Source organism: Tenacibaculum salmonis (genome assembly GCF_041053065.1).
Lineage (GTDB): Bacteria > Bacteroidota > Bacteroidia > Flavobacteriales > Flavobacteriaceae > Polaribacter > Polaribacter pacificus_A.
The window spans coordinates 1832511-1846508 of the sequence record NZ_JBFCVV010000001.1 but is presented as its reverse complement, the minus strand read 5'-3'; the positions used below and the strand labels follow the sequence as shown (position 1 = coordinate 1846508).

Here is a 13998-nt window from a genome sequence, read left to right as displayed (position 1 = left end):
CAATATTATTTTTTACAGCTCTTTTTTCGGGAGTTCTTTGAAGTCTTCGTTTTGGTTGACCTTCTACTGACTGATTTCCTTCTTTTTTATTAGCAGGTGCTCTTTGAGGTCTTCTTTTAGGTTGACCTTCTACTGGCTGATTTCCTTCTCTTTTATTAACAGGTGCTCTTTGAGGTCTTCTTTTAGGTTGACCTTCTATTGGCTGATTTCCTTCTCTTTTATTAGCAGGTGCTCTTTGAGGTCTTCGTTTTGGTTGACCTTCTACTGACTGATTTCCTTCTCTTTTATTAGTAGGTGCTTTTTGAGGTCTTCGTTTTGGTTGACCTTCTAATGGCTGATTTCCTTCTCTTTTATTAACAGGTGCTCTTTGAGGTCTTCGTTTTGGTTGACCTTCTAATGGCTGATTTCCTTCTCTTTTATTAACAGGTGCTCTTTGAGGTCTTTTATTTGGCTGTGTTTTAACAATTGAATTACCTTCTCTTTTATTAGCAGATGCTCTTTGAGGTCTTTTGTTTGGTTGTATTTTTACTGGTAAATTACCTCCTTTTTTTGCTACTGATTTTCTTGATTTTGACCTCGAATTATTACGAGATTTCTTAGGTGTATCAAAACGGGTTAAACTATCTTGACCTACTACATTTTCAAAATCAACAATTGGCTGTACAGTTATCTCTAACTCATACTCATCTAAAGGTAAAGCAAGTTCATTATTTTCATTCAAAATAATAATTTCTTGTACTTGTTCTAACGACAATCTAAACCACTTAAAACTTTCTTCTTTATAAGTATACCAAACTATTTTTTTAAAAATATCCATCTTTACAAAAACAGCATCTCCTTTTTCAGTTTTAAGTATTTTATCTTGCTTCGGGAAACTTTTTAAAGCATCTAAATACGTATCTAATTCAAAATTTAAACAACATTTTAATTTACCACATTGTCCTGCTAATTTTAGCGGATTTAACGATAATTGTTGATATCTTGCAGCTGCAGTATTTACTTTTCTAAAATCGGTTAACCAAGTAGAACAACATAATTCTCTACCACAAGAACCAACACCTCCTAAACGAGCTGCTTCTTGACGCATACCAACTTGTTTCATTTCTACACGTATAGAAAAAGTTCCTGCTAAATCTCTAATTAACTGACGAAAATCTACACGTTCATCGGCTGTATAATAAAAAGTAGCTTTTGTACCATCTCCTTGATATTCTACATCAGAAAGTTTCATTTTCAGCTCTAAACGACTAATTATTTCTCGTCCTTTTCGCTGTGTTTCTTGCTCTCTATCTCTGGCTGTATGCCAAATATCAATATCTTTTTGCGATGCTTTTCTGTATATTTTTTTTACATCTTCACTATCTGCAGTAATTTTACGTTTTTTCATTTGAACTTTTACAAGTTCTCCTGCTAATGCTACAATACCGATATCATGTCCAGATGATCCTTCAACTGCTACAACATCTCCCATCGAAATGGTTAATTTTTCGGTGTTTTTAAAAAAATGTTTACGTCCGTTTTTAAATCGAACTTCATAAATATTAAATGGTGCTTCGCCTGTTGGCAAAGTCATATTCGATAACCAATCAAAAACAGCCAATTTATTTCCGCTTCCACAAGTACCACTGGCACAATTTCCATTACTCTTACATCCTCCAGGAACTCCGTCTTTACTAGTTGAACAACTGTTACAACTCATATAATTATATATTTTAGAAGCATTTTTTAAATCTGATTTAACCCAGTATCAAAAAACGCTTTTTTATGATTAATCTTCAGTTAGATAAAATTTATTATCATAACTTTCCTTAATCAGTAAAGATACGTATTCTCACGAAAATGGAAAATTGATTTTTTGCATAAAAAATATAGTAAATAATTATGAACAACTAATTATTTTAATCTTCTATTTAAAAAGAGTATTTAAGTAATTTATTCAAAGATTTCTAAAATAAAAAAACCTCAGTCTTCGAATGAAAACTGAGGTTTTATTTTTTAAATAAATGATTATAAAAAGTAATTATATACAATACGCCTATTTATTTGCATTTGCCCAATTATCTCTTAATCCAACTGTTTTATTGAATACTAAATTCTCTGAAGTTGAATCATCATCAACATTAAAATATCCTAAACGTTGAAACTGAAATTGCTCTCCAATTTTAGCTGTTTGTAAACTTGGTTCTACAAAAGCAGTAATTTTTTCTAATGAGTTAGGATTTACAAATTCCATAAAATCTTTGTCTTTATGAGAATCTGGTGCTTCATCAGAAAATAATCTATCGTAAACTCTAACCTCAGCTTTTACGGCATGTTTTACAGAAACCCAGTGTAAAGTACCTTTTACTTTACGCTTACTTTCTTCAGTATTACTACCCGATTTTGTTAACGGATCATACGTACAGTGAATTACTGTAATTTCTCCATTTTCATCTTTCTCACAACTTGTTGCTGTTATAAAATAAGCATTTTTTAAACGAACTTCTTTTCCTAATTTTAATCGGAAGAATTTTTTATTAGCTTCTTCTCTAAAATCTTCTCTTTCGATATAAATTTCTCTTGAAAAAGGAACAATTCTAGTACCAGAATTTTCATCCTCAGGATTATTTTCTGCAATAAGAATTTCTTCTCTATCTTCAGGATAATTATCAATAATTACTTTTACAGGATCTAAAACTCCCATAACTCTATTGGCTTTTTTATTTAAATCCTCACGAATTTTAAACTCTAATAAAGAAACATCAATTACATTTTCTCTTTTAGAAACTCCAACAGTTTCAATAAAATTACGAATTGAAGCAGGTGTATATCCACGTCTTCTTAATCCAGAAATTGTTGGCATTCTAGGGTCATCCCATCCGTTTACAATTCCATTTTCTACCAATGTTAATAACTTACGCTTACTCATAATAGTGTAGCTTAAGTTTAAACGAGAAAACTCACGTTGTTTTGGTGCATTTGGAAATTCTGATTTACTGTATTCGTACACATTGTCACGAAACCAGTTATATAATTCTCTGTGAGGTTTAAATTCTAAAGAACATAATGAGTGCGATATTTGCTCTAAATAATCACTTTCTCCATGTGTCCAATCGTACATTGGATAAATAACCCAATCATTACCTGTACGGTGATGTGCTTTCTTTAAAATACGATACATTAATGGATCACGCAATAACATATTTGGCGATTCCATGTCAATTTTTGCACGTAAAACATGCGTTCCTTCTTGAAACTCACCAGCTTTCATTCTACTGAATAAATCTAAATTTTCATCAACAGTTCTATTTCTAAAAGGACTGTTAGTTCCTACTTGAGTTGGCGTTCCTTTTTGAACACGCATTTCTTCAGAAGATTGACTATCAATATACGCTTTTCCGTCTTTTATTAATAAAACAGCCCAATCGTATAATTGTTGAAAATAATCAGATGAGTATAATTCATTTTCCCATTGATATCCTAACCAACTAACATCTTTTTTAATAGCATCTACATATTCTTGCTCTTCTTTAGCAGGATTTGTATCATCAAAACGCAAGTTTACAGGAGCATTATATTTCTGTCCTAAACCGAAACTAATTCCGATAGCTTTTGTATGTCCGATATGTAAATACCCATTAGGTTCTGGAGGAAAACGAAAACGTAAGCTTTCTTTTGGCATTCCGTTTGCTAAATCCTCTTCTATTATTTGCTCTAAAAAATTCAATGATTTTTTTTCTTCTGACATTTTCTGTTGGTATTGAATCACAAAATTACGTAAAATTGTTGAAGAATATTTTATCCGAAAAAGAAACCCTTTCATTTAATTTGAAAGAGTTTCTGAAAAAAAAACTAATTAGATGCTAAATGTATTACTGCAATCCCTTTATAAATTCCATTTGTATCTTTTTTAAAGTCAATTATTCGACAACTATCAATATCTTCATCTGCTGTTGTCGGATCACCTTTAAAGTAGATTTGAGTAACTAATGTTTTATATCCATTTGCTGTTATTTTATAATGAAAATGACGAGGACGTCCTGGATACACTCCTGGACGAATACTTTCAAATATATAATCGCCTTCTGTATTTGTATTTACAAACCCACGAAGTGTAATTTTATCCGCTTTATAATCGGATACATTTCCATCTCCTACAGGATGATATATTCCATCACTATCGGCATGCCAAACTTCAATCATGGCATTAGCAATAGGCTTACTTTTATCTTCACCTCCGTATAATTTTCCTGAAACAATAATTTTATCACCAGAGAAGTTTTGAGTATTCAAATTGGTAATTTGTGAAGTTCCACTTACATAATAAGGACCTAACATATCTGATTTAGTAACCCCACAAGCTGCAGTAGTTGATTTTATTATATCATCTTTTGATGAGCAACTAATTGATGTTATTATTGGAGTAGCGACAAGCCCAAAACCTAAGTTTTTTAAGAATTTTTTTCTATCCATTTTAATTCATTTTATAGTTTTAGCATTTTATACGTTCCTATTTCAGCCTCTGTCATCCAATGTATGCTATTTGCTGCGGCGGCATTTATTGTAAAATAATAAAATGCTTTAGCGGCAGTATCCGTAAATCCAATAGATTTGTAGTATTCAATATATGGCAAATGATTGGCATGCCCTACAGGAAAATCTGTAGCTGTTGAGTCATCTCCAGCCCATGAGTGTACGCCTATTCTAGTTCCAGTTCCACGAGTTCGTTTTTTTCCAGCCAAGAAAAAATCTACGCCACCAGATGCTATTTCAGCATTGTCTAATAAATGAATTTCAATATTTAAATCATACACTTTTTTAGACAACTTTAAATTTACTTCGTCATCTGATGATCCATCACAATTTTTAATATTTATTTTTGTGATTGTTGGATATACTTCATACAGTTTATTGAAATTAATTAATGAAGAACTTCCTATAGTTCCGTTCATCTCTACTATTTTTTTATCACTAGCTATTTTAAAAATTCCAAAATCAGATTCAGTATTAGCAATATCATCATTAGTAGTACAATTAGTAAATAAAAGAAGAAATGATGCTGTAATTAATACAATTAATTTCTGTATTTTCATGGTAAATTATTTTAGGTTTAATTAAAAAGTACCTACTTATTATAATAATCTTTTCAATAGAATATCAAAGTAGGTGATTTTTATGTTTTTTTATCTTAAAAACAGCTAACTGTTACCTTTTATAAGTTCCATCAGGTAAAACCGTTGGGAATTTATATGTTGAATTTGTTAACAATGCGTAGATAGCAGTATCTGTCGCTTGTACTTTTGCTTTAGTATTTAATTTCCACTCATCATTAATTTCACTTAGTCTATTTTCTTGAGCCCCTAAAATACTAGTCATTGCCCAATACATATATTCCGTTGCCTGACAATCATAAGTACAAGTTTTATCATCATAAGTATACCATGCTTTAACAGGATATGAACTTGGAATGCTTGTAAATTTACCAGCACGAGCAATATCCATCGCGTTAGATAATGATGTTCCTTCTTCCTCTCCAAAAATAGTAGGATACGCATTTGCATAACCAACATGAGTAATTAAATGTAAAACTTCTTCTAAACCTGCATCAAAAGTTCCTGTTTTTCCATCAGAAACAAAAGAAGGATGTGTTTCTTCATTTCCTAAATCTTGCCCCATTCTTCCTGATGGTTCACTTGAAAGCATATCTGCTTCTGTTTTCCACATAAATAAAAAAGCCTTATTTTTTATCATTTGATCAACTACTAATTGATTATCTACAACCCCGTCTTCATTGTTATCTAAATATTGCGCCATAATATTAGCGGCATATAATAATTTATTATCTTCTACTGCTGAAGCAGCGTAAATATCAATTCCAAAAACAATTACTTTTCTATTATATTTTTCAAGCCCGACATCTGTATTAGCTACAATTTTAAAATTAGGGTCATTTCCTTCGTTTATATTTCCTTTTGTAATATTATCACTATTATCTGAACACGAAATACAACCAAGAGTAATTATCGCAATTACCAAAACACTTAAACTCATTAATTTTTTCATAAATTTTAAATTTTAAATTCGACTTATTTTACTATAAATAGTTCACAGTAAATAAACGACCAAGCTTATAAAATATTCAATTAAACAAGTCCGTTTGCGGTTACTCGGACTTATTTAATTGATTTTGGTATTGTTTTGGTGTCATATTTTCAATCTTTTTAAAAGCAGCGTAAAAAGTTGATTTTGAAGCAAATCCAGCCTCTGTAGCTATTCCTAAAATAGATAATTGTTTTGCTTTTGGAGATTTTAATAATTTTTTAAATTCTACAATACGAAAGTGATTAATAAAATAGTAAAAGTTATTATTAGTGTGTTTATTTATCAATACTGATAGTTCTTTTTCTTTTAACCCCAATTGATTAGCGAGTATTCTTAAATTTATATTCGTATTTGAAAAAAGTTTTTCTATTTCTATTTTTAAAATAATTTCATTAAAAATACCTGCCGTTTCAGATAAGTCATTTATAACAATAAGTTCTTTTTCTTCATTTAAGAATAAAGAATATTTAAATATTTCCGATTGAGAAAATCCATTATACCCTATCCAATAAATCATAAAAAAAGTCAGCACATTTGAAATGTTTACAAAATACTCAATAAGTTCTTGGGTTTGTGAACCAACCATATCTTCAATAATCCAAAATAGATGAAAAAATAAATATATGTACAAAATTGTTTGAATCCATAAAAGTGTTTTATTTTCTAAATCAGAGTAAAAATCTGTTAATTTATTTTGATAATTTTTTACTATTATCAAAGCATATATCAAAATAAAAATATTAAAAATATACTCTAAATATTTTATAATTGTAATATTAACAGTAGTACTCAAAAAGAAAAATCCGGGGATAAATAATAAGAAATAAAACCAAAAAAATTTTCTATTGAAAGTTTGATTGATATATAAAAATAAAAAAGGAATCGTAAATAAACTTGATTTAGGAAAATTGAATAAGAAGGCTTCATCTAATGGAATGAAAGCATCAAAAACTTCTATTGATAAAGACCATAAAAAAAAACCTAAAAAAATATTTGCTTTTTTATTCTTAGACCTTATCGTTATAAAAAGTAATGCTAATATAAAAGAAGTTGCTATGGATAATAACTCTATTATTGTTAATAAATTAAGTTCAATAATTATTTGATTCATTTTTTTAAATTATTAAAAAGTGTTTACTTATAATAGTTTAACGACTTATTGTTATACCTATTTTATAACAATACAACTCTTAAAAAAATTAATAAAACAATAAAAAAGGTTGAGAAAATTCCCCAACCTTTTTCTAAAACTATTAAAACATTTTTTAGTTTTTAGTAAAACTATCATTATTTAAATTAACATCAGCCATTAATTTCGAAGGATTAATTTGAACCGATTTTACAATTTTTGAAGTTGTAAAACAATAAGTTGGATGTGCAAATGTCCAATCTTCAATAATGGTTGCTTTTGTTGGTTTTTCGCCACGCATCATTCGTAAAGGAATATTAAAAGATTCTTTAGATCCATCAGTATAAACTACCTCAACATCAATAGGCATTGGCATTTTTCCGATTCTTTCTAAAGTAATTTCTTTGCCGTTTACCGATTTTACACCGTAATCTATAGTGTGTGTGGTTTGTGTCCATTCATTTAAAAACCAATCTAATTGAATTCCTGAAACTTTTTCAGCAGTTCTTTTGATATCATTTGGCGTTGGATGCTTAAAAGAGAAATCATTAAAGTATTTTTTTAATGTTTTTGCAGTATTTTCTTCACCAATAATATATTCTAAATGTGTTAAAAAAATATTTCCTTTCGAGTAACTTCCCATTCCGTACGCCATATTTGTATGATAACGGTCAGCATGTGTTGAAAGAGATTCTTCTAAATTATTTTCTACTACATAATTATAATATCTGTAAGAACCAGCATGCGGGTTTTCATCATTTTTACCAGAAATAACATTTTCTGCTTTGTTTGAAATGTACGTTGTAAATCCTTCATCCATCCAAGAATGTTTAGTTTCGTTACTTGCTAATAAAAACTGAAACCAAGTATGTGCTAATTCATGAGCTGTAACTCCAAATAAGCTTCCCCATTTACGTTTTGCTGTAATTAAAGTACTCATTGCATACTCCATTCCTCCGTCACCTCCTTGAATAACTGAATATTGTTTGTAAGGATATTGTCCGATATGCTTACTAAAATATGTCATTAATTCAGCAGTTTTAGGTTGTAATTTTTCCCAATTTTTTCTAAATTCACTAGGTAAATCTTTTTTGTATAAAAAGTGTAAATCGATACCATTATCCATAGTATAAACATCATGTTTATAATTCGGATCAGCAGCCCATGTAAAATCGTGCACATTTGGTGCAGTAAATTTCCAAGTCAATTTTTCTGTTGAAGGGATATTTAAAGCTTCTTTTTTGTTTTCATATCCATGTCCTACTTCCTGCGGATTCTCAACATATCCTGTACCACCAACCGTATAATTTTTATCGATATGAAGCGTTACATTAAAATCTCCCCAAACACCGTGAAATTCACGTCCTAAATACGGAGGTGTATGCCATCCTTCAAAATCATATTCAGCCATTTTAGGATACCATTGTGCCATAGACAAAGCTACTCCTTCTTTATTATTTCTTCCAGAACGACGAATTTGTTTTGGTACTTGCGCATCAAAAAGCATATCAAAAGTTACACTTTCACCTGGCTGAATTGCTTTATTTAAAGTAACCTCTAAAATAGTTCCAACAGTTTGATGTTTTACTATTGTTCCGTTTTGTTTTAAAGAGTTTACTTTGATGTAGCCTATTTCTGATGATGATAATTTACTAATTCTATCGCCTACTCTTTTGTCAGGGTCTTTTATATTTCTAGAACGCACATCCATTTGAGAATTTGGTTGAAATGCATTAAAATATAAATGATAAAATACCTTTTCTAATTTATCAGGTGAATTATTGGTATATACTAATTTTTGAATTCCTTTATATTGATAAGTTTTTACATCCATATCAATATCCATGTTATAATTAACATGTTGTTGCCAATAATTTTGACTTACAGGTGTATTGTTTATATTTTGAATTCTTGATTTTTGAATCGGGTTTTTTACATTATTATTATTTACTGTACTTGTAGAAGCACAAGAAACAATCGATAATAATGAAAGTCCTAAAACTATTTTTTTCATATTATATTGATTTAATCCCTATAGATGTTAGGGTGTTTTTAAGGCTTGTTAGTTCCTTTTCGTTTTTCAATATTGAAAAACTTCTTTTTTTACCGTTCTGTAATTTTAAAGAAATACGCTCTCTACCAAAGCTATTTTTAATTTCTATTCCTTCAATTTCAGAAAGTTTATATGTTTTTTTCCAAGATTTTTTTAATAGATAAAAAAATATTGCAACAACTGAAGCTACTGCAAGTAATGTCATAAAAACAAAAAGTATTTCATTTTTATAAAAACTTATGTAAAATAATTGAACACTCATATTAATTACATTTACTAACATTAAAAAGATAACTAACCATGAATTTGTAGGTACATCATCTTTTATATTTAGTTGTTTTTTTTGGGCATCAAATGTTAACTCCATAAGTTATTTTTAAAGCCAAAAAAGAGCATCAAAATAATGCTCTTTTTTTTAATTATATATTGTTTATTATTTTTTTCCGTTTACCATTTTGTCAGCCATTTTAACAGCATTGTAAGCATTTACAACACGTCCTGAAACTGATAAATCTGCAAAAGGAACTAAATCTCCATTAGGATTTTCTCTAGTTTGAGAACCTGGTTTTGTTACCATTAAGTCGATTTTAGTTCCAGAGTTCATTAAAATATGTTTTACCTGACTTGCCGATAATTCAGGGTAATAAGAACGTACTAATGCAGCAACACCTGCAGCTGCAGGCGCTGCCATTGAAGTCCCACTCATTTTGCTATACGTATTATCTGGCATTGTTGAATGTACTTTTACTCCTGGAGCAAAAACATCAACATTCTTTTTACCATAGTTCGAAAAACTTGCTGGTAAGTTTTCGTTATAATTTGCACTCATTGCCCCTAATGTTAATACATTATCAGAAATTTCGTTTATTAAATCTGGTGCATCATTAGGGAATGTTTTTTCAATATCAATATTTTCACCTGAATTTCCTGCTGCATTTACAATTAATACATCTTTTTTAGCGGCATACTTTAAAGCATCGTAAACCCATTCTTTATTTGGAGAAAAATCTTTACCAAAACTAGTATTTATAACTTTTGCACCATTATCAACAGCATAACGAATACCTAAAGCAACATCTTTATCATATTCATCTCCATCAGAAACAGAACGTACTGCCATCATTTTTACATTATCAGCAACACCATTCATTCCAATCTCATTGTTACGACTTGCTCCAATAATACCCGAAACATGTGTACCATGTGCTTCTTTTTTTGTAGAATGACCTGTATTATTATCTCCGTAAATTGTTTTATCCTTAATATCGTAAGGATTATCACCAACAACTTTACGGTAATCTGTTTTTAAATTATCTTCAGCAATTATTTTTTCTACTCTTTTTATTCCTTTTTCAAAGTATTCTTTTGTTTCAGATAAATCTTTAAAATAACCTAACATACCTGCAGCAAACTCTTTCGATTTATTTAGAGTTTCATCAGTTGTATTAATTGCTGCAATTTCTTCTTTAGTATAAGTAGTTTTTCCAAAATATTTAGTAAAAGCTTTTTCTGATTCAACAGACATTTTTACTAATCCTGTATAACGAGTTTTTGTTTTTTTAGCTCCTTCAATTTTATTTGCATGATATTTTTTTACCTCAGCTAAAGTTTCAGCATCAACCAAAGAAGGATTCATTAAAATACGTTCGTATTCTAAATGTTCTTTATACGATTTCCCTAAAAAGTTCCATCCGTTAATGTCATCAGTATATCCATTTTTATCATCATCAATTCCATTCCCAGCAATTTCGTTGGTATTAACCCAAGCTACATCACCTAAATCTTCATGTTTTAAATCTGTACCAGAATCAACAACACCAACAATAACAGTAACATTTTTCTTTCCTTTTAAAAAGTCGTATGCTTTATTTACACTCATTCCAGGAATGGTGTCTGTAGCTAAATCTAAATGTTGCCAATTATCTTTTTCGTAAGTTGTTAACTCCGCTTTTTTAGCTGAAATATTAACTACAGTATTACTTCCTGTAGGCACTGCTGTTTTGCTTACTGATGAACAACTTGCTAATATTGAAATTGCTACTGCCGAATAAAACATTGGTCTTAAAACTCTCATAATCTCTATCTTAATTAAATATATCTGTAAATTTATAACTCTCATTTAAACGAACTCCTTTTTGGGTATGCTTAACTGTAATTAGCTCGTTATAAGCATCATGTTCTAAAAACAGATAAAAATCATTATCTGCTGCTTCGTTTAAAAATATTCTTTTTTCTTCTATGGTAAGTAAAGGTCTTGTATCATATCCCATTACATAAGGCAAAGGTATGTGTCCTACTGTGGGTAATAAATCGGCCATAAAAACAACTGTTTTTCCTTGATACTGAATTTTAGGAAGCATTTGTTTTTCGGTGTGTCCATCCATAAATAAAACATCAAAACCTAGTTTATTTTGGCTGTTTTTATTGATGAAGTTTAATTGTCCGTTTTGTTGTATTGGTTGTATATTTTCTTTTAGAAACGAAGCTTTCTCACGAGCATTTGGTTCTGTTGCCCATTGCCAATGTTCTTTATTACTCCAAACTTTTGCATTTTTAAAAGCAGGCATATATCCTGTTTTATCTTTATTCCATTTGATAACACCTCCACAATGATCAAAATGTAAATGTGTTAAAAACACATCGGTAATATCATCTCTATGAAAACCATGTTTTGCTAATGAAGTATCTAACGAAAAATCACCAAACATATCATAATATCCAAAAAACTTATCAGATTGCTTATTTCCAACTCCTGTATCAATTAAAGTAAGCCTATCGCCATCTTTAATAAGCATACAACGCATACTCATTGATATTAAGTTTTTATCGTCGGCTGGATTAGTTTTTTGCCAAATTGATTTTGGAACTACGCCAAACATAGCGCCGCCATCTAACTTAAAATTACCAGTTTCTATTGAAAAAATTTGCATAGCTACAAAGATGCAGAAATTTAACGAAACTTTTTGTTAATGAAAACAAAAAAAAGGACATACTAAATTAGCATATCCTTTTTTTTATGTGAAAAAATTATTATTTTTCGTTAAGTGATAGTAAAAAACCTATTGAAAAGTTAGCATCCCAATCAAAAACAAACCTTTTACAAGCTGTTTCATCTACAATTGCTTTAAGTATATTCAGTCCGCTTTCTACTTTTTTACCTTTCTTTTTTACAACATCTTTATAAGAAGCTATATCAGTTGCTAACATTGTGAATCTGTTCTTATTTTTTCTGATAGATTTAGCCATATTATAAGGTACACCTCCAATAATAAAACATAATGATTTTTTTCCTTTAGGAATATGAGAAGCTATTGTTTGTACATCTTTATAAACAACATCGTTTGCTATATTTTTTTGAAAATATTTTGAACCATATGAATTTTCGGCAACAATGTTTTCATCTTGATAATAAGAAATTTTTGTATTTCCAGAACCTATATCAACTACATAAGCAATACTTTTAAACCTATTTGGTAAAACAGATTTTAATGCATAAATACCTTCTTCTTTTGCTGTAACTTGATTAACAACATAACCAATAGTTTTAAGTTGTTTTATAATAATTTTAGAAACATCAGACATTTTTGCTCCTGAACTTACTACAAAATGAATATCATTAGCTTTAACTCCATATTCAATAAAAGTTTGAATATAATTTTTTAATTTTTTGGTAATTTCATTAACATTTGTCATTCCTTCTAAAATAAGGCTATTACCAAACTCTTTACTTTTTACCTCGTAATTATTATCTTTATCAATATCAACTATAAAAGAATTAAAACCAGAAGCACCTAATTCAATAACACCTTTTAATACTCCATTAACAGGTCTATTTGGTGTATAATTAAACGAACTTTCTGTGTTTTTTACTGTTTGAAGTTCTGTGTTTTCTGATTTAGATATTTTTACATCTGAATCTTTTTTACTATCTCCACAAGCACCTAGTAAGAACACCACTATAAAAAGAGGTATTAACATTAAATTTTTCATAAGTTTTTTTTTGCTAAAATACTCCTTTAAAAGGACTAAAAAAACTTATAAAAATTTCTTAAACATAAAAAAACCTTATAAATCAAAAGACTTATAAGGTTTTCTGGAGGTGTCTAGCGGATTCGAACCGCTGTACATGGTTTTGCAAACCATTGCCTAGCCACTCGGCCAAGACACCTTTTTAATATTTAAGACTGCAAATTTACACTTTTTATTTAAAACTTTCCTTTTTTTACAGGATTTTTTATGAAAATGTTATTAACATTCTGTCAACATCGTTTGTTAATTAGTACGTACATCTTTTAAAACAATAACAACTTCGGCTACATTTCCTCCAATTGGTGGATTAATTTTAGCAACGCTAACCTCAGCTTCATCAACAAGTTGTATCTCTTTAAAAACTCTATTTAAAATACGTTGTGCAACGTGTTCTAATAACTCCGAACGAACTGCCATTTCTTCTTTTACAATATGATTTAAATGTACATAATCAACAGTATCAACTAGTGCATCTGTTTTTGCTGATTTTTGCAAATTTGCTTTCACTTCAATATCAACTCTATATTCTGAGCCAATTTTTGCTTCTTCCTCTAAACATCCGTGATTTGTAAATAATCGAATGTCGTTTACACGTATAATTCCCAAAATATATTTTATTGAATTTATAACTGCAAAAATACGTTTTTTACTTTACTTAAAATATTAGTGTTTTCAATAGTTAATAAAGGTATAATCATTTTATTTA

11 protein-coding genes, 1 tRNA gene and 1 pseudogene are annotated in these 13998 nt (G+C 29.4%); all 13 read right to left on the bottom strand.

Translation table 11 applies throughout. The annotated features are described in order from the left end of the window. Positions 1–598: 598 nt before the first annotated feature. Positions 599–1699, bottom strand: a pseudogene (locus AB0T67_RS08005) (PSP1 domain-containing protein); the annotation flags it as partial. Between the two features lie 336 nt (positions 1700–2035). Then, complete coding sequence (locus tag AB0T67_RS08000; protein WP_369219873.1) at positions 2036–3727, bottom strand: glutamine--tRNA ligase/YqeY domain fusion protein; 1692 nt, start codon at positions 3725–3727, stop codon at positions 2036–2038. Positions 3728–3831: 104 nt separating this feature from the next. Further along, a complete protein-coding gene (locus AB0T67_RS07995; protein WP_369219872.1) occupies positions 3832–4452 on the bottom strand; it encodes a dioxygenase family protein in 621 nt (206 codons plus the stop codon). An 11-nt stretch (positions 4453–4463) separates the two neighbouring features. Continuing rightward, positions 4464–5072: a hypothetical protein gene (locus tag AB0T67_RS07990; RefSeq protein WP_369219871.1), complete on the bottom strand. Its 609-nt coding sequence runs from the start codon at positions 5070–5072 to the stop codon at positions 4464–4466. 112 nt (positions 5073–5184) lie between these two features. Further along, the gene (locus AB0T67_RS07985; RefSeq protein ID WP_369219870.1) at positions 5185–6042 is read right to left on the bottom strand and encodes a hypothetical protein; all 858 of its coding nucleotides are present in this window, start codon (positions 6040–6042) and stop codon (positions 5185–5187) included. 100 nt (positions 6043–6142) lie between these two features. Further along, positions 6143–7192 carry a helix-turn-helix domain-containing protein gene (locus tag AB0T67_RS07980; protein ID WP_369219869.1) on the bottom strand — a complete coding sequence of 350 codons (1050 nt, stop codon included), beginning with the start codon at positions 7190–7192 and terminating at the stop codon, positions 6143–6145. A gap of 154 nt (positions 7193–7346) precedes the next feature. Further along, entirely contained in the window at positions 7347–9224 is a 1878-nt protein-coding gene (locus AB0T67_RS07975; protein WP_369219868.1) for a M1 family metallopeptidase, read from the bottom strand. Between the two features lies 1 nt (position 9225). Beyond that, positions 9226–9630: a hypothetical protein gene (locus tag AB0T67_RS07970; protein WP_369219867.1), complete on the bottom strand. Its 405-nt coding sequence runs from the start codon at positions 9628–9630 to the stop codon at positions 9226–9228. A 66-nt stretch (positions 9631–9696) separates the two neighbouring features. Further along, positions 9697–11337, bottom strand: coding sequence for a S8 family serine peptidase (locus AB0T67_RS07965; RefSeq protein ID WP_369219866.1), 1641 nt, complete (start codon positions 11335–11337; stop codon positions 9697–9699). A 10-nt stretch (positions 11338–11347) separates the two neighbouring features. Then, entirely contained in the window at positions 11348–12193 is an 846-nt protein-coding gene (locus AB0T67_RS07960; RefSeq protein ID WP_369219865.1) for an MBL fold metallo-hydrolase, read from the bottom strand. Between the two features lie 100 nt (positions 12194–12293). Next, on the bottom strand, positions 12294–13253 hold the full coding sequence (locus AB0T67_RS07955; RefSeq protein ID WP_369219864.1) for a hypothetical protein: 960 nt from the start codon (positions 13251–13253) through the stop codon (positions 12294–12296). A 104-nt stretch (positions 13254–13357) separates the two neighbouring features. Then, positions 13358–13431 (bottom strand) — tRNA-Cys (locus AB0T67_RS07950). Positions 13432–13535: 104 nt separating this feature from the next. Continuing rightward, on the bottom strand, positions 13536–13898 hold the full coding sequence (gene folB, locus AB0T67_RS07945; protein ID WP_369219863.1) for a dihydroneopterin aldolase: 363 nt from the start codon (positions 13896–13898) through the stop codon (positions 13536–13538). Positions 13899–13998 lie beyond the last annotated feature (100 nt).